Annotated in this window: 17 protein-coding genes; 7 read left to right on the forward strand and 10 right to left on the reverse strand. The window is 41.7% G+C overall.

All coding sequences use genetic code 11. From position 1 onward, the window contains the following. Positions 1-104 precede the first annotated feature (104 nt). The 3 genes from AC4MCD_RS08560 to AC4MCD_RS08570 all read left to right on the forward strand — a co-directional run bounded on the left by AC4MCD_RS08560 (position 105) and on the right by AC4MCD_RS08570 (position 4,069). The gene (locus AC4MCD_RS08560; RefSeq protein ID WP_491875907.1) at positions 105-1,817 is read left to right on the forward strand and encodes an electron transfer flavoprotein-ubiquinone oxidoreductase; all 1,713 of its coding nucleotides are present in this window, start codon (positions 105-107) and stop codon (positions 1,815-1,817) included. Positions 1,818-2,208: 391 nt separating this feature from the next. Next, entirely contained in the window at positions 2,209-2,997 is a 789-nt protein-coding gene (locus AC4MCD_RS08565) for a hypothetical protein (RefSeq protein ID WP_419374954.1), read from the forward strand. A gap of 94 nt (positions 2,998-3,091) precedes the next feature. Further along, the gene (locus AC4MCD_RS08570) at positions 3,092-4,069 is read left to right on the forward strand and encodes a fatty acid desaturase family protein (RefSeq protein WP_419374953.1); all 978 of its coding nucleotides are present in this window, start codon (positions 3,092-3,094) and stop codon (positions 4,067-4,069) included. A gap of 55 nt (positions 4,070-4,124) precedes the next feature. Here AC4MCD_RS08570 and AC4MCD_RS08575 read toward each other — a convergent pair whose 3' ends face one another. Next, complete coding sequence (locus tag AC4MCD_RS08575) at positions 4,125-5,075, reverse strand: cation diffusion facilitator family transporter (protein WP_180057396.1); 951 nt, start codon at positions 5,073-5,075, stop codon at positions 4,125-4,127. Positions 5,076-5,272: 197 nt separating this feature from the next. Continuing rightward, positions 5,273-5,920 (reverse strand): glutathione transferase, encoded by a 648-nt coding sequence (gene yfcF / locus AC4MCD_RS08580; protein WP_419374952.1) that lies wholly within the window; start codon positions 5,918-5,920, stop codon positions 5,273-5,275. 224 nt (positions 5,921-6,144) lie between these two features. On the opposite strand from yfcF, the gene AC4MCD_RS08585 reads away from it, so the two are divergent. Continuing rightward, positions 6,145-6,864 carry a glutamine amidotransferase gene (locus tag AC4MCD_RS08585; RefSeq protein ID WP_419374951.1) on the forward strand — a complete coding sequence of 240 codons (720 nt, stop codon included), beginning with the start codon at positions 6,145-6,147 and terminating at the stop codon, positions 6,862-6,864. 180 nt (positions 6,865-7,044) lie between these two features. Here AC4MCD_RS08585 and AC4MCD_RS08590 read toward each other — a convergent pair whose 3' ends face one another. The 5 genes from AC4MCD_RS08590 to AC4MCD_RS08610 all read right to left on the reverse strand — a co-directional run bounded on the left by AC4MCD_RS08590 (position 7,045) and on the right by AC4MCD_RS08610 (position 11,567). Further along, positions 7,045-7,638: a YceI family protein gene (locus AC4MCD_RS08590; protein WP_419374950.1), complete on the reverse strand. Its 594-nt coding sequence runs from the start codon at positions 7,636-7,638 to the stop codon at positions 7,045-7,047. Between the two features lie 127 nt (positions 7,639-7,765). After that, positions 7,766-8,221 carry a GNAT family N-acetyltransferase gene (locus tag AC4MCD_RS08595; protein ID WP_419374949.1) on the reverse strand — a complete coding sequence of 152 codons (456 nt, stop codon included), beginning with the start codon at positions 8,219-8,221 and terminating at the stop codon, positions 7,766-7,768. 183 nt (positions 8,222-8,404) lie between these two features. Next, a complete protein-coding gene (locus AC4MCD_RS08600; RefSeq protein WP_004786275.1) occupies positions 8,405-8,620 on the reverse strand; it encodes a hypothetical protein in 216 nt (71 codons plus the stop codon). Positions 8,621-8,754: 134 nt separating this feature from the next. Then, positions 8,755-10,743 (reverse strand): transketolase, encoded by a 1,989-nt coding sequence (gene tkt / locus AC4MCD_RS08605; RefSeq protein WP_419374948.1) that lies wholly within the window; start codon positions 10,741-10,743, stop codon positions 8,755-8,757. A 440-nt stretch (positions 10,744-11,183) separates the two neighbouring features. Continuing rightward, positions 11,184-11,567, reverse strand: coding sequence for a pilin (locus AC4MCD_RS08610; RefSeq protein WP_180003925.1), 384 nt, complete (start codon positions 11,565-11,567; stop codon positions 11,184-11,186). Between the two features lie 472 nt (positions 11,568-12,039). Here AC4MCD_RS08610 and metK point away from each other — a divergent pair, with 472 nt between their 5' ends. From metK to AC4MCD_RS08625, 3 genes are all read left to right on the forward strand, one after another. Continuing rightward, complete coding sequence (metK, locus tag AC4MCD_RS08615; RefSeq protein WP_004786281.1) at positions 12,040-13,206, forward strand: methionine adenosyltransferase; 1,167 nt, start codon at positions 12,040-12,042, stop codon at positions 13,204-13,206. A gap of 337 nt (positions 13,207-13,543) precedes the next feature. Beyond that, complete coding sequence (locus tag AC4MCD_RS08620; RefSeq protein ID WP_180003928.1) at positions 13,544-13,888, forward strand: hypothetical protein; 345 nt, start codon at positions 13,544-13,546, stop codon at positions 13,886-13,888. 250 nt (positions 13,889-14,138) lie between these two features. Then, a complete protein-coding gene (locus tag AC4MCD_RS08625) occupies positions 14,139-15,350 on the forward strand; it encodes a YeeE/YedE family protein (RefSeq protein ID WP_395525918.1) in 1,212 nt (403 codons plus the stop codon). Between the two features lie 46 nt (positions 15,351-15,396). On the opposite strand, the gene AC4MCD_RS08630 is transcribed toward AC4MCD_RS08625, so the two are convergent. The 3 genes from AC4MCD_RS08630 to AC4MCD_RS08640 form a co-directional block, all read right to left on the reverse strand. Continuing rightward, positions 15,397-15,906: a hypothetical protein gene (locus tag AC4MCD_RS08630; RefSeq protein WP_419365619.1), complete on the reverse strand. Its 510-nt coding sequence runs from the start codon at positions 15,904-15,906 to the stop codon at positions 15,397-15,399. A 62-nt stretch (positions 15,907-15,968) separates the two neighbouring features. Next, positions 15,969-16,748, reverse strand: coding sequence for a TIGR03915 family putative DNA repair protein (locus AC4MCD_RS08635; RefSeq protein ID WP_419374947.1), 780 nt, complete (start codon positions 16,746-16,748; stop codon positions 15,969-15,971). Beyond that, complete coding sequence (locus tag AC4MCD_RS08640) at positions 16,748-18,007, reverse strand: putative DNA modification/repair radical SAM protein (RefSeq protein WP_419374946.1); 1,260 nt, start codon at positions 18,005-18,007, stop codon at positions 16,748-16,750. The genes AC4MCD_RS08635 and AC4MCD_RS08640 overlap by 1 nt, the downstream gene beginning before the upstream one ends. Positions 18,008-18,136 lie beyond the last annotated feature (129 nt).

Genomic DNA, 18,136 nt, shown 5'->3' on the forward strand with positions numbered 1-18,136 from the left:
AAAAAGCCTCCTAGGAGGCTTTTTTCATACTTAATCCCCAACTTTTTATTTAAAAACTTTTTCACTGTGGTAAAATACCGCTAAGCGAAACAGGATTTCTTATTATGGAAGATATTATTAGAGAATCGATGGAGTTTGACGTAGTCATCGTAGGCGCAGGCCCTGCGGGTCTTTCTGCGGCAATCAAAATCCGTCAGCTTGCAATTGAAAACAACCTGAATGATCTATCCGTTTGTGTCGTGGAAAAAGGCTCCGAAGTCGGTGCTCATATTCTTTCTGGTGCTGTGCTTGAACCTCGTGCCATGAACGAGCTGTTCCCGAACTGGAAAGAAGAAGGCGCGCCTCTCAACGTTCCTGTCACAGAAGACAAAACTTTCTTCCTTCTTTCAGATGAAAAATCACAAGAAGCATCGCACTGGATGGTACCGAAAACCATGCACAATGATGGCAACTATGTCATCTCTCTGGGCAATGTAGTGCGCTGGTTAGGCCAGAAAGCCGAAGAACTGGAAGTGTCGATTTTCCCAGGCTTTGCTGCTGCTGAAATCCTTTACCATGAAGATGGTTCCGTAAAAGGTATCCAGACTGGTGACATGGGCATTGGTAAAGATGGTGAACCGACACATAACTTCACTCCGGGTTATGAACTTCACGCGAAATACACGATTTTTGCTGAAGGCTGCCGTGGTCACTTAGGTAAACGCCTGATCCAGAAATTCAACCTGGATAAAGATGCTGATCCACAGCACTACGGGATCGGCATTAAAGAACTGTGGGAAATCGATCCTGCGAAACATAAACCAGGTCTGGTAATGCACGGCGCAGGCTGGCCTCTATCTGAAACCGGTTCTTCAGGCGGCTGGTGGTTATACCACGCAGAAAATAACCAGGTGACTCTGGGTATGATCGTGGATCTTTCTTATGAAAACCCACATATGTATCCGTTCATGGAAATGCAGCGTTGGAAAACCCATCCGCTAATTAAACAGTATCTGGAAGGCGGTAAGCGTATTTCTTATGGTGCACGTGCCGTGACTAAAGGTGGTTTCAACTCTCTGCCGAAATTCACCTTCCCGGGTGGTAGCTTAATTGGTGATGATGCCGGCTTCCTGAACTTTGCCAAAATCAAAGGTTCACACACTGCCATGAAATCAGGCATGTTGTGTGGTGAAGCTGTCTTTGAAGCGATTAAAGCCGGTGTAGAAAAAGGTGGTGATCTTGCCGTTGCACGTGTGACTGAGGGTGAAGACTTCTTCGTAAAAGAGTTAACTGCTTACACAGAAAAGTTCAACAACAGCTGGCTGAAAGAAGAGCTATATAGCGCACGTAACTTTGGCCCGGCAATGCATAAATTTGGTCAATGGATGGGCGGTGCATTCAACTTCATCGACCAGAACGTGTTTAAAGTCCCGTTCACCCTACATGACCTGGTGCCAGACTTTAAAACACTGAAGACTGTAGATGCAGTGAACTTTAAGCCAAACTATCCAAAACCGGATGGCAAGCTGACTTTTGACCGTTTATCTTCAGTGTTTGTATCAAATACCGTACATGAAGAAAACCAGCCTGCGCACTTGAAACTGACTGATGCTTCAATTCCAGTGAACGTAAACCTGCCGAAATGGGATGAGCCTGCACAGCGCTACTGCCCTGCAGGCGTGTATGAAGTCATGGAAAATGATGACGGTTCGAAACGCTTCCAGATCAATGCAGCGAACTGTGTGCACTGCAAGACCTGTGATATCAAGGATCCTTCTCAGAATATCACCTGGGTGGTACCGGAAGGTGCTGGTGGTCCGAACTACCCGAATATGTAAGGTAATTCGTGTGAATAAGAAATCTTTTTCTTGTTCATATACCCAATTTTGAAGCAGTTATAACTAACACTTCACTTTAATTTTTTAGGTAATCCCAGTTCCCTAGGGAGCTGGGATTAAAAATAATCAAAAATAAAGAGATAAAAAAACAGATTCACATCTTTTTCGTTGACTTGCTGCTTAGACCAGCTTATTGACTGTAAAATACAGTGCCTCAGTAGAAAACCAAGACCTTATCTAGTCATTTTTATTTATAAACCTTACCTTTAATTAAAATTAATTATCTGAATATACAAACACTTTAGTCGTATTCCTCTTTGGTTCTTCCTATTCAAAATGCTATTGTACAAAAAGTTTCCAATTTCTCATTTTCTAATCACGATCTAGTTTCATGACTTATAAACTGAATGCCCGACATCTGGTGCTAGACCTGCTCTATGCCTCACATAATTCTACTGTTAGCATCAAACAGATGTTATGTGCAGCAGATTTATTAGGAATCTCTGACAACAGCTTGCGGGTTGCGGTCGCACGACTCAATCAGGATCGGATTATTCAGTCAGTAGAACGCGGCATTTATCAGTTAATTGAAAAAAAATTTGATACTTCTTTTATCAGCCTGAACAAACATCCCAATATGCAGACCGCTACGGCTTGGGATGGTAAGTACATTCTGGTTTATACCGGTGCTTTGGGGCGGGTAGATCGTACGGCCTTATCCAAACGGGAAAAAGCCTTACGTTATTATGGATTTCAGGAACTGGAACAGAACGTGTTTATCCGCCCGGACAATTTGCAACTTGGTTTGAACGAGCTTAAATCAGCAGCCGTCAAGTTTGGCCTAGATCAAGGCGCACGATTTTTTCAGGTTAGTGAGATCGATCAGCACACCCATGTATCAGCACTTTGGGATATTCATGGCCTGCATCAAACTTATTTGAATATCAGCCAGGAAATTGAACAATGGTTTGAAAACCATCAACAGTTATCCTTGGCTGAATCAGCTAAAACTGCCTTTTATCTGGCAAAATCTGCTGTATTTAGTCTGCGTGCAGATCCGCTATTGCCTGAAGAATGGCTAGATGCTCCAGCCCGACAAAAATTTGAACTGGCTGTACGGCGTATGGAAGAACAAGGCCAGCAGTTATGGCAGCAATATTTTCAGCAGCAAGGCGTATAATTTATTTCCTATACACTCACAAAAATAAATTGACTGTAATATTTTAATTCAAATATAGTGACAAGAAATACAAGAACTAGATCAAGGCAGAATAATGAACAGTAAAGTGAGTGTCACAGAGCTATTTAGCCGTGAAGAAATCAAAGAGCTGACCACCCCATCCGACTTACAGGGGGCTCTGGCAGTAGGCTCAACTTGGGCTGTGATTGTTTTGACCTTTGGCACAGTCGCTTATAGCTGGGAATATTTACCAGTCTGGGGGAAAATATTGATGTGTGCCTTGGCATTAGCCATTCTGGCGGGTCGCCAACTCGCTATGGCCATTTTGATGCACGACGCCTCACACCATAGTTTGTTTAAAACCAAGTGGCTAAACACACACTTCACTGACTGGTTTTGCGCCCGTCCGATCTGGAATGAAGTCGGTAAATATCGTCCTTATCATTTGAAACATCATGCCCGCACCTCTCAACCTGATGATCCAGATTTAGGTTTGGTGAAAAACTTTCCAATTACTAAACAATCATTATTCAGAAAATTCTTTAGAGATTTAAATGGTCAATCCGGCCTGAAATTTCTGGCTGGCCGAGTCTTGATGGATTTAGAACTTCTGGAATGGAGTGTTTCCAATGATCCGAAACCAATTCCTCGTGGTCATCGCAGCAACTTGGAACTGGCAAAGAATCTGTTAAAAAATAGCTCAGGTATGCTGATTTCCAATGCTGCCCTATTTTCTGCACTTTGGACCAGCGGTCATCCGAAACTTTATTTATTATGGCCGTTAGCTTATATCACCCCTTTCCCACTGTTTATCCGTATCCGGGCGATGGCTGAGCATGCCGGTCTGGAAACCAGCCATTCTGCACTGACTAATACCCGTACCACCCGTGCAGGCTGGCTAGCGCGGGCTTTCGTTGCACCGATTCATGTAAATTATCATATTGAACATCATTTAATGGCCTCTGTTCCGCATCAAAATCTGCCCAAAATGCATCAGATGTTGCGAGAGCGCGATTACGTTAAAGCACCACCGAGTTATAAAGAGGTAATTGTTTCATTATTAAAAGACTAAAATTAAAAGATCAAAGTTTAAAATACATAAAGTTTGATGCCAAGATTCCTCAAACTTAATGTTGATGACTTTCTTTATGCCTATGATGCTCATGCGAATGGGCTGATTGCCGATGCTGTTCTGGGGGACAATCTTCTGCTTCAATTTGCAATGTCATCTCGGTAATGTGATGTTCATGGTGCAACATCTCGAACGCCTCCTGATGCAACTTTTTATAGTCAACGTCTGGCGCAACTAAATGCACCGTTAACATCACCTTCTTGGAAGTAATCGCCCAGACTTTTAGCTGATGAATATCTTTAACACCGTCTAGTGCCAGTAGGTCATGACGCAGTTTTTCAATATCGATTTCATCGGGAACCCCTTCTAGCAGAATATTGATACTCTGTTTCAACAAAATCCATGTCCGTGGAATGACCCAGAATCCGATCATGACTGCAATCACGGTATCGATCCACATCCAGCCGCTGAAATAGATGATGATTGCGCCAATAATGACACCCACCGAACCTAGTGCATCACTCAGTACTTCCAGATAAGCTCCTTTAATATTCAAGCTTTCCTGACTGCTAGAAACCAGAATTTTCATGGAGATCAGGTTAATAACCAGTCCAAGTATAGCCACAATCAACATGCCTAGACTTTCAATTTCAGGGGGATGACTCAAACGCTGGTAAGCTTCAAACAGAATATACATCGCTACCAGAAATAGCATAATCGCATTAAACAAAGCTGCCAGAATTTCAAATCGCTGGTAGCCAAAGGTACGTTTATCATCTGCGGGTTTTTGCCCGATCTTAATTGCAGCCAGTGCAATCGCCAGTGCGGCTGCATCTGTAAACATATGTGCCGCATCAGAAAGCAAGGCCAGACTCTGAGTCATAAAACCGGCAATGACTTCTACAATTAAAAAGGCTGTCGTCAGGGCTAAGGCGATGGACAGTTTTTTGGCATTCTTCGCACTAACTTCTACATGACTATGATCATGATGATGTGATCCACCCACCTTATACTCCTTTTCATTTGAATCTGATTCTAAGTTTTAGCTACTTCTTATTGCCTATACTTCCCATACTACGCCTGCACTGCTGATATTTAAGCTATTTTTTGTATAGCTTGGCTCTCTTTAGAAATATCCATGTTTATTTATTAAGTAAACTCAGTGCTTAAATTATTAAATTTACCTCTCTACCGAACATAGAGTCAGAACTCAGAATGAGTATGCAGTTTTTCATTTTCCAAAATCCAGGACTGCACTGAAGAACGCTGAAAATTACGCTGGATATAAGCCTGAATCTTTTCGGGAAGCTCAACATCGTGACTAAGCAGACGATGCAGCATAAAGGCTAGATCAAAGTCTGCAATTGACCATTGTTCGGTGAGCCACAAATTTTCAAGTAAAGTTTCTGTGATTACCAATAAGCGCTGAATATCCTGCATGGTTTCAGCCGATGCGATTAAAGGCCTTTTAGGTGGTACAAAGATCGAAGTTGAGGGCATATCCTGCCGGATAGAGGAAAAATCAGTTTTAATCAAGGCCTGAACGGCGCGGCATTTTGCTCTGGCTTTCATCTCTGCAGGATATAAAGCAGGATAATCCGGTGCCGGAAAAGCATCTTCCAGGTATTCGGTAATCGCCCAAGATTCAAATAAATGAAAATCATCAATGATCAGACAAGGGACTTTGCCACTCGGACAAATTTTACGATAAGCCGAAGATTGCTGTTCCAGCAGATCCAGATCAATCATTTTTTCCTGAAAGTTGAGTCCTTTCTCTTTTAAAGCCACATAAACCGACATGGCATAAGGACTGATACGTTTTTTATCGACATATAAGCAGATATTGTGCATTTTTATCCTGCCTCTTATGATTATCCACTGCTTTCTACTCTAACGCCTTTCTTATAGAAAAGGAAAATATCGCTGCATATTGATACAAAGCTGAGGCATAGGCTTACAGAGAATTGCCGATTCGGATTATTCACCTCCCTAAGGCTAAATCACCGGATTAAAAAGACTTCTATTTTTTTGCAGAATAACGTTAAATAAATATTTTCCATTTAGACCTGATCGCTATGCTGAACCTTGAACACTTCCCCGATACCGTATATGCCATTCAACATCTGGCTTTTGAAGACCTAGGTGCCTGGGAAGATGTGTTTTATCAGCTGGGATTACGTGTTCGCTATTTTGAAGCCGGTATTGATGACCTGCGTAAAGCTTATGAATATACAGGTCTGACAATTATTTTAGGGGGTCCAATTGGTGTTTATGAAACGGAGGACTACCCTTTCTTACAACAAGAAATAGACTTACTTAAAGTACGTTTAGAAAAGAATTTACCCACTTTAGGTATTTGTCTGGGTGCTCAACTCATTGCTCATGCACTCGGTGCCAAAGTTTATGCAGGACATAGCAAAGAAATTGGCTGGTCTAAACTTAGTCTTCCAGCCACTGAGAATAATCCACTACAAGCCTTGGAAAATATTGAAGTGCTACATTGGCATGGCGATACTTTTGATCTGCCTGAACAGGCTGAATTATTAGCCAGTTCCTATCTGTATCCAAATCAGGCTTTCCGCTTAGGATCAAATATTCTGGCTCTGCAATTTCATCCTGAAGTCGCTGTTGACAGCCTGGAAAAATGGCTAATTGGTCATACCTCTGAATTACGCCAAGCCAAAATTGATATTCCAACTCTTCGGGCAGCCAATCTTCAATTTGCGCCTGCACTGGAAAGCATGTCTAAAGCTGTCCTAGAGCAATATCTGACTCAGTTAAAACTAGTGTCCTGATCAAAGGTACTGGATAAATATTTATGATTGAAAGTTTGCCAAATAGATTAATGGAATCATAGCTAAGATTTTTTAGTTTCAGCTAAATGTCCTTTCTTATTCATAACTTATCTATTGGCCCAAGAAAAAAGCACCTTTATAAAGGTGCTTTTTTATTTTTATGCAGAATGGAAATAAATCTTATTTCTTTGCAGGTTCTGCAGGAATGGTCGCTTCAGTAGTGATTTGAACAGTAATCTTGTCACTCACATGCGGAACATTTGCGCCTAAGCCGAATGCAGAACGGTCAAATGATGTTGTGGCATTAAAACCAATTGCCGGAACTTTTGCCATTGGATGTTCACCCTGTTTATTTAACACTGCATCCAGTATCACTGGTTTGGTCACGCCTTTAACAGTTAAATTACCGGTAATCTTGAAGTTCTTTTTGTCTTTGGTTTCTACCTTAGTACTTTTGAACGTAATATTTGGATATTTGGCTGCATCAAAGAAATCTTCTTTCTTTAAATGGTCATCCAGTGCAGTCACGTTGGTATTTATACTAGAAACTGGAATAGTCACATCTACAGAAGATTTGGCTGGCTGTTCATTATCGACCACAATTTTACCCTGAATATCAGAGAAATTGCCTGATGGCGTAGAAAAACCAAAATGGTTCCAGCTAAATACCGTCGCTGTATGACTCGGATCAATCGTATAAGTCACTGGTTTTGCAAAGCTGAAAGTTGCAACAGATGCGGCTACCAAGCCTAAAGTTAATGTTTTCAAATTCATGTTGTTATCTCTCGTCTGAATTAACTTCAGTTTATAGAATCTTGAACCGTTTACATCCCTAAAGATAAAACGTTTTGTTGCAACTATGAAACGATAAAATTGTAAATTCTCGTGTAAATCTAAGTATTTAAGATATACGATACTGGATAAATCCGGTTTTTTTAGCCACTTTATCATAGAGCAATCTGGCTTTATGGTTCGATTCATGGGTCAGCCAATACACCCGATCACAATTACGCTGCTGTGCTACACCATAGACATGCTGAATCAGTGCACGTGCTACGCCCTGCCCGCGATAATCCGGATGAACAAATAAATCCTGCAAATAAGCATAAGGACGCATGGTCCAGCTACTGTCATGCTCAACCACATGAACTAGTCCGACCACTTTTTCATCAATCAGTGCAGAAAAACCGTACATATTGTCCTGTCCAGGGCTAGTGAGCTTGGCCCAGGTATTTTCACTGATTTCTTCTGAAATTTGTGCCTCATAAAAATTTTGATAGCCTTTCCATAAAAACAGCCATTCCGGCTGTGATATTTGCTCTAGAGATTTGATCTGGATCTGGGATGATATTTCCATATTGAGTAACTTCTTTGGTTTATGTCTTTAATTATCTTTAAGTCAATTATTTACGATATGAGTCATTAAGCTTTTATGAGGACACAAACTTAGATTTATCTTATCTAATGTTCATAAGCAACTGCCAGATGAAAATCATCCGATATAAAAAAAGTCCCGCTCAGGGACTTTTAGTATTTTCTGTTAAAGTTTTTCAACCAGAATACGATCCACCTGTTTCAAACCAGAATGCTTTTCATGGTTCTTGCGACGTACTTTAATGATTTTTTCTTCAGCCATTTCCTGAAGTAATAGCTCAACCGCAACCATTGCTTCAAGGGGTAGATCCTGCCCGATCCATTTCTGCTCGCCTGCATCCATTAAAGTAATTTCATCACTAATTTGTTCATACAAGCTCATGTTTATCTCACTCTTTCATTTCAATTATGGGAGAACACTTTTTAGCGGTTGCCACATGAAAACAAGGCTAGAAAGCGGAAAAACAAAAGACGCCCCAAAACTGGGGCGCCCTTAAAAACGACTTAATCAGTTGATTAAGCAGTAATCTCTTTTACAGCTGTTACAACAGCTTCAGTTGTAATACCGAAGTGTTTAAACAGGTCTTTAGCAGGTGCAGATTCGCCATAAGTGGTCATGCCGATCACACGACCATCCAGGCCTACAAATTTCCACCAGTAATCTACATGCGCAGCTTCAACCGCTACACGTGCACGAATATTTGAAGGAAGAACCGCTTCACGATACGCAGCATCCTGTTTCACGAACTCTTCAGCACATGGCATAGAAACAACACGCACGCCTTCAAGCTGTGCATATGCGTCCATTGCCAAAGATACTTCTGAACCAGTCGCAATGATGATCGCTTTCAATTCGCCTTTTTCTTCAGCCAGCACGTAACCGCCTTTCGCAACATTCTCAATTTGTGCTTGAGTACGTGTTTGGAATGGCAGGTTTTGACGAGAGAAGATCAACGCTGTTGGGCCTTCGGCACGCATTAAAGCAGATTTCCAGGAAATTGCTGCTTCAACGGTGTCACATGGACGCCATGTATTCAGGTTTGGTGTACCGCGTAAAGATGCAATTTGTTCAACTGGTTGATGCGTTGGACCATCTTCACCCAGACCGATTGAGTCATGCGTATAAACATGGATCACGCGCTGTTTCATCAATGCAGACATACGTACTGCATTACGTGCATATTCCATAAACATCAGGAAGGTGGCTACGTAAGGAATGAAGCCGCCGTGAAGCGCCACACCATTGGCAATCGCAGTCATACCAAATTCACGTACGCCGTAGTGAACATAGTTACCTGCTGGATTGTCCTGTACGCCTTGCGCGCCTTTCCAAAGTGTCAGGTTAGAACCTGCAAGGTCAGCAGAACCACCTAGTACTTCTGGTAGTGAAGGCACAAGAGCTTGTAACGTATTTTGGCTCGCTTTACGTGTCGCAATGGTTTCTTCTTTTGCATTTACTTCAGCGATATAAGCATCCGCTTTTGCAACAAAGTCAGCTGGAAGATCACCAGAAAGACGACGTTTTAATTCAGCTGCTTCAGTTGGATATTTTGCTGCATAAGCGGCAAAAGTTTCGTTCCATGCTGCTTCAGCTTGTGAACCTTTTTCTTTGGCATCCCAAGCTGCGTATACATCCTCAGGAATGACAAATGCTTCGTCTGACCAGCCAAGCGCTTCACGAGTCAGTACGATTTCGTCATTACCCAAAGGAGCACCGTGACAGTCTTCTTTACCTTGTTTGTTTGGTGAACCTAAACCAATCACTGTTTTACACATGATGATGGTTGGTTTGTTCGCTTCAGCTTTTGCTTCTACAGTGGCTTGACGGATTGCATCAGCATCATGACCGTCAACTTTAATCACTTGCCAGCCATAAGACTTGAAGCGTTGCTCTGTATCGTCAGAGAACCAGCCTTCAACTTCACCGTCAATCGAAATGCCGTTGTCGTCATAGTAAGCAATCAGCTTGCCCAGACCTAAAGTACCTGCCAAAGAACATGCTTCGTGAGAAACACCTTCCATCAAACAGCCATCGCCCAGGAAGCAGTAAGTGTAGTGATCAACAACTTTAATATCGTCTTTGTTGAATTGCGCTGCTAAAGTTTTTTCAGCCAGTGCGAAACCAACAGCATTTGCGATACCTTGGCCTAAAGGACCAGTAGTTGTTTCAATACCTGGTGCATAGCCCAATTCTGGGTGACCCGGAGTTTTAGAATGAAGTTGACGGAATGCTTTAAGATCTTCAATTGAAAGATCATAGCCCGTTAAATGAAGAAGTGCGTATTGAAGCATAGAGCCATGGCCATTCGACAATACGAAACGGTCACGGTTAGCCCAATTCGGATTTGTTGGGTTATGGTTTAAGAATTCGCGCCAAACCACATCAGCGATATCTGCCATCCCCATTGGAGCACCTGGATGTCCTGAGTTTGCTTTTTGCACAGCATCCATTGCCAATACACGAATTGCGTTTGCAATACGACGTTCATTAAGCGGGGTTGTCATAAATCAGCGTCCAAATAAATTCAGAAGAAATAGGAAATGATGAAAAGACTTTCAAAACTGCCGTCTATTGTCTTAAAAAAACAGCGAGGGGTAAAGACTAGCCTACAATATTTATCAATTTATTGATCTTGTATTTACCTATCGGATAAATATTCTGCACTTTTAAGGTGCATTGATTGACTAGAGTTTAAGTTAGATTCTAATAAGATGATAAATCTGGAATTATTCTTAACTATTTTTTATAAATTAAACTTTCACAATATGTTGAATTCCTTTTCAGGAGACATCCATATAAGGATCAAAACAGAAGATCCAGATTTAAATAAGTGATCTTTTCCAGGCTATAAAAATGTATATGTGAATATCTATTGTCTGCCCAAGATCCTCAGACATAAAAGATAAAGATTAAAGTTAAATCAGGCTAATCGATACCAAGAAAATCATTGTCCTCGGCAATCTTTAGGTAAATAACGCTGACTGATATCGCTCGAAGAACAACTGCCGCTATAGACATCAAAAGCAATGGATTTCCCACGAATAGCCGTATCTACCCCATCCTGCCGTAGCTTAAATTCAATCCGACAAGCGGCATTGATCACGACTTTTTCAATATATTGGGTTCCGCTGCCAATTTGACGGCCTGCATCACAATGGCCATCAGAGGCAATAAATTGAGTTCGATAGCTACCCGCTTGCTCAAAAACCTCCGCTAGTTGGCTTCGCACTACATAACTGTGATAACTCATGCCTGCTACTGTCGCCAGAATGGCAATAATTGTGAGTACAATCATGACTTCAATCAAGGTAAACGCCTTTTGATACATGCTTTTCCATCTCCGTACAGTCTTTTAAACAAGTCCATACCAAAAGATTTCGCCACTTCCTGACAGGCGGTTTCTGAAGACTTGAAACTACTATGCAGAATCGGACTATTTGCAGCAAGGCTGTCTGTCGTACGATCAATACCCCCTTCTTAATTTATTAATAGAATGATCACTTTCCTTGATATTTTAGGCACTTTAATTTTTATATTTTTCTTAGTATTTAGTTATGCAAATTTGTTTAGAAATATCACTGCTTAATAAGCGTCCTTTATCAATTCACAGACTATTTATTAAGTTTATTAAATGAATCCGCCCTGCTGTTTAATTAGGCATATCAGTTTTTTTAATTCCAATAATCAAATAAAAGCACAATAATTTGAAACAATTTCGTGCAATTTTGTCGAGTTGCGCTAGTCCTAGAGCACAAGTCGATGTAACATATCGGGTCTTTAAATTTAACTGTGATAGGACTATGCGCGAGTACGCTGTATTTACTTCGGAATCTGTAAGCGAAGGCCATCCAGATAAAATGGCTGACCAAATCAGTGATGCTATCTTGGATGCAATCTTAAAAGAAGACCCATATGCACGGGTTGCTTGTGAAACGCTTGTAAAAACAGGTGCGGTTGTACTTGCCGGTGAAATCACAACAACTGCGAACATCGATTTTGAAGCGGTTGTCCGCCATACCGTTAACAGTATTGGTTATCATCATTCTGACCTAGGTTTTGATGGTTCGACTTGTGCGATCATCAACATGATCGGTAAGCAGTCTCCTGAAATTGCTCAGGGTGTAGACCGTCAGAAACCTGAAGATCAAGGTGCCGGCGACCAGGGCTTGATGTTTGGTTATGCCAGCCGTGAAACTGATGTACTCATGCCTGCGCCAATTTCTTATGCGCACCGCTTAATGGAAAAACAGGCTGAATTACGCCGTAATGGTACATTGCCTTGGTTACGTCCAGATGCAAAAAGCCAGGTGACTTTCGCTTATGAAAATGGCGTGCCTGTTCGCCTAGATGCTGTTGTGCTTTCGACTCAACACGATCCTGAAATTTCACAAGCTCATTTAAAAGAAGCTGTGATTGAAGAAATTGTGAAGAAAATCATTCCTGCCGACATGTTCCATGCAGATACCAAATTCCACATCAACCCGACCGGGATGTTTGTGATCGGTGGCCCTGTAGGTGACTGTGGTCTGACTGGCCGTAAAATCATTGTAGATACTTACGGCGGTATGGCACGTCACGGTGGTGGTGCATTCTCTGGTAAAGATCCATCAAAAGTTGACCGTTCTGCTGCTTATGCAGGCCGTTATGTTGCGAAAAACATTGTCGCTGCGGGTCTTGCAGACAAATGTGAAATTCAGGTGTCTTATGCGATTGGTGTTGCTGAACCAACTTCAATTTCAATCAATACTTTCAATACAGGCAAAGTGTCTGATGAATTGATCGTTCAATTGGTTCGTGAGCATTTTGACCTGCGTCCATACGGTATTACCCGTATGTTAAACCTGATCCAGCCAATGTATAAACAGACTGCGGCTTATGGTCACTTTGGTCGTGAAGGTTCAGATACTGCATTTACTTGGGAAAAAACTGACAAAGTCGAAGCACTTAAAGCATCTGCTGGTCTATAAGTTTTCAAGTTTTAAAAGCTCGCTTTATGCGGGCTTTTTTTATGGCTTCTACTTTTAGCCTGATAAAAATTGATGATGAAATAGTTGTGTTTTGTTACATCTAAAACTATATCTTAAAGTGAATAACCTCACTCTTTATAAGCAGTGAGAAGCAATCTACATAAGGTTTGTAAGAAAATACATTCAAATAATCAGACGATTTATATTTGGCGAAAATTGTATAAGCCTTTATAAAAATTACATTTAGTGAACAAATTCTGATCTAATTATTAGCATAAATTCAAATAAATACTCGCTAGACTGTTTTCGACCTTACAACTACAAAGGATATGACACGATGAATAAATTACTTGTTGCTTTGGGTTTAGTTGCTACCGTAACACTGGTGGGTTGTAATAAAGAGAAACAGCCTGAAACTGGCGCGACTACAGGTGAGCATTTAGAAAATGCTGCTACTCAAGCCGGCCATGATATGGAAGATGCCACTCATGAGGCTTCTCAAGAAACTGACCAAGCCATGGATAATGCGGCAGCAAATGCTTCCCGTGCCGCTGATGAAGCTGCAGCTGCGACTTCTCGAGCAGCCGATGCCACTGCTGAAGCCGCTAAAAATGCGACTGCTGCAACTGCGGGTGCTATTGAAGAAGGTGCAGGTAAAGTACGCGAGAAAGCTGAAAATTAATTTTTAAAGCTTTCAATCTTTAAAAGCCTGCTTTGCAGGCTTTTAAACTTTTTATACGTTTCACTATTAGACGGGCGATTGTTCTATTTAAGCTGATATCTTCTGAAATAATCATGACCTTATATCATTTAAAGTCATAATTATTATCAGTTATCAGGATGTTTAATTGACTCTTAGAAGCTCTAGATCAACCCATTTTAGTGAGAAATTGCGTAATATACGCGACTTTATTTTTAAAGCTTGATCTCCCATGTCTGTTATTGCTGTGTCTTCCCAGCGATCGAATCTCTCGGTCTGGGTGGCTTTTATTCTGCTTGTATTAGGAACTGTCGGTGCCTATCACATCGTAGGCCTGAACCAGGCTCTATTATTTCTGGTGGGTGGTGCACTGGGTATGACCTTGTATCATGCCTCGTTTGGTTTCACCTCCAGCTGGCGCATCTTTATTAAAGAACGTCGTGGTCGTGGCTTACGTGCCCAAATGATCATGCTGGGTCTTGCTGTATTGCTATTTTTCCCTGCTTTAGGCGCAGGTGAACTGTTTGGTAATCCAGTTCAAGGCTTTGTCAGTCCGGTTTCACTGTCTGTGGTGATCGGGGCATTTATTTTCGGGATTGGCATGCAACTCGGTGGCGGTTGTGCATCAGGCACACTTTATACTGTGGGTGGTGGTAGTGCCCGTATGCTGGTAACCCTGTTCTTCTTCTGTGCTGGCTCACTGATTGCGACTTCGCATATTGACTGGTGGTTTAACCTACCCCATTTCGCACCCATCTCCATTGTAGAAAGTTTTGGTGTTATTCCTGCACTTGTTTTGAGCTTTGTCGTTTTTGCTGTTATTGCTACTGCAACTATCTTTTTTGAAAAGAAACGTCATGGCAATTTAGAAGTTGAACCTCAAAGCCAGCATCAGGGCTGGAAACGCTTTTTGCGTGGTCCATGGCCATTAATCTGGGGCGGAATCATTTTAACCCTGCTTAACTTTGCTACTTTGGCGCTGGCTGGTCGTCCATGGGGGGTTACTTCTGCCCTTGCTGTCTGGGCCGCGAAATCTGCAAGTTTTGTTGGAATTGATGTAGCCTCTTGGGCGTATTGGCAGCAACCAGCAAATGCCAAAGCCTTATCTGAATCGCTCTGGTTCGATATTACGTCTATGATGAACTTTGGCATCATGCTTGGTGCATTATTGGCCGCCAGTCTGGCAGGTAAATTTGCTCCGAACTTCAATATTCCAAAACGTTCATTGGTTGCTGCAGTTATTGGCGGTTTGATGCTTGGCTACGGCGCTCGTCTGGCTTATGGCTGTAATATCGGTGCCTATTTTAGTGGTATTGCTTCAGGCAGCGTACATGGCTGGTTATGGCTGGTCTTCGCATTCCTTGGAAATGGGCTTGGGGTAAAACTTCGTCCAATTTTCTTCCCCGGTGAGAAACCTCAACCAGAAAAACTGACTGGCTGCTAAATAAAAAAGCCCATCTTTGCGATGGGCTTTTTTTATAGCTTAATACTTACAATGCAGCTTTTAAGTTACAGCCATAATTCATGGTCTGTTGCACTTGGCGATAAGTGGTATAACGATCCAGAATAAAAGTATAGAACTGATCGCTAGATGCAAAATTGGATTTCAGGTCTTCATTCTCGGCTTTAGGTAATTGAATCTCGTCGACCAGATTCAGATTATAATGTCCCAAGCGATACATCTCGGTAAAATAACCATTCATCATGTCACAATAGGCTACTTTACTGGATTTTAGCGCAGTCCGGCTAACAGGATGCTGATTCAAGGTTTGCAGGTTATTCACATCCAAAGGCAGCTGATGAGAAAAGGCAATACTTTCTACTTTTTTAAATTGCTGAAAGTCTTGTGCCAACTTACTGTTTAGATCATCAAAACGTTGCTGTAATTCCTGTGCACTTTTAACCTGATATTTACCTGGATCTACTGCTACTTTCTGTTGCTCTGCTGAACATGCGGCCAATCCAGTTACCATAGCTAATGATGCCAGCCATACCTTCATATCTATACACTCGATCTAAATATTAGCTTTCATTATGCCTTAAACTTGGGCGAAGATTTTATTTAAAGTACTTTCTCATTCATATAACGCCAATAGCGTTTAGGTACATACTGGATATGTAGTTTCATATTTTGTCGTGCCTGAATATTCACGCTTTTAAAATAATCTTTCCAAAGCTGATCATAAAGTACTTCTTCATCATCCAGTTCAATACTAAAAGACTGACTATGTCCAATCCGGATTTGTGGATCAACCATTTCTGCATTCATCTCTATGTGGTGCACATCATTTAAATCGTAATAGATGCCGTACTGGCGCTGCTCATCATAAATTAGCCAACGCTGATCTTGGTAACGTTCCTTAAAATGCCGGGAAATAATCGGCAGTACATTAAAATCCGGTTTGACCAGACTGAGAAACAATCCATCTTTGGCTTTTTTGAAGCGGACAAAAGCTTCCATACGATGCTTTTCGCGCCCGACCTGTTTGCACCATTGTGACATTCCGATGACTGCATGATGGCCATAATCTTTATCAACCGGCCGCTGGTTTTGAAATATATAGACTGCAAAATCAAACAGGTTCTGAAATGCCTGTTCTTTTTCAGAAAGAAAAGCATAATAAAAGGCTTTTAAACTGCTGGATGATACTTTCTGTTTTAGGCCTTGCCAGACCCGCTGCCCATGACTTTCATTCGAAGCCACATGAATAAAATCATCGAATAAGCCATTTTGTGCTTGCGGATTGGCAGTCACTTTGACATCAAACTCTTTAAATTCAAAAGCCCGAAATACACAGCTTAATAAACCGGTCATGGTGCCATCAAAACAGTAGTGTGCCATCAGAAACCGAATCCCAGTTGAGGTGACAATTGTTGCTGATATTTGGATTGACCAGCTTGTAAAATCTGCTGGCGAATCTGCTGGGATTGCTGCTCCTTTTTAAATTTTGGTGTATCTGCACAGCGAATAAAATGCTGCGCTCGGTTATACGCCACGCCCATCCTTTTCAGTTGGTCGATATGAATCTGACCAAAACGGCGTGCCTGTACAATCTTTTTGGCAGAACGTACTCCAATGCCCGGCACGCGTAAAATTATTTTGTAGTCGGCTCGGTTAATATCAACCGGGAAGGCCTCAGGATGACGTAAAGCCCAGCTCAGCTTTGGATCAATATCTAGGTCCAGATTTGGATGCTGGTCATCCACAATTTCATCCGCTGAAAATCCATAAAAACGCATCAGCCAGTCAGACTGATATAGACGATTTTCTCTTAATAAGGGTGGCGCTGAGCCGATTGCGGGTAAGGCTTTTTCTTCGGGGTTAATCGGAATATAGCCAGAAAAATACACGCGTTTCAGCTTAAATTCCTTGTAGTGCCGATCAGCCATTAAAATAATATCTTTGTCTGTCTCACTATGCGCACCGACCACCATTTGCGTGGTCTGCCCTGCGGGAACAAATTTGGGAACGGATTTGATGATCTTACGTTCATCTTTCAACTGGATTAGGCGATCCCGCACAATTCCCAGATCTTTTTGCACTTCAGTATGGGTTTTCTCTGGGGCAAACTTTTGCAAGCCTGCTTCGGTCGGCATTTCCAGATTGATACTCATCCGGTCAACGTATAAACCTGCTTCAGTAATGATCTCCTGCGATGCTCCTGGAATGGTTTTGAGATGAATATAACCATTAAAATTTTCTTCAAGACGCAGCTTTTTCACCACCTGCAACATCCGCTCCATGGTGTAATCTGCTGATTTAAAAATTCCCGAACTTAAAAACAGCCCTTCAATATAATTACGGCGATAAAAATTCATGGTCAGATCGACCACTTCCTGTACGGTAAATGCAGCACGTTTTACGTCATTGGAACGACGAGAGATACAATAGGCACAGTCAAAAATACAGACATTAGAAAACAGTATTTTCAGCAATGAGACACAGCGACCATCTTCGGTATAGCTATGACAGATTCCATTTCCGGTATTGCCCAAGCCTTTGTCTTTATTTTTACGGTTACTGCCACTCGATGAACAGGACACATCATATTTGGCGGCATCAGCTAAAATTTGTAGTTTTTCTCGGATACGATCAGACATGATTTCAGCAAGTTGTTGGCTAAAAACCTATTATAAATTTTCCCCGTGATGCACTATAGCTTTCCTGTCTTTGTAGCGACATTTCATGTCGTAAGAAATGTAATTGAACCGTTATCCATACAGCATTAT

The sequence above is a fragment of the Acinetobacter sp. CAU_H_78 genome, assembly GCF_058599365.1.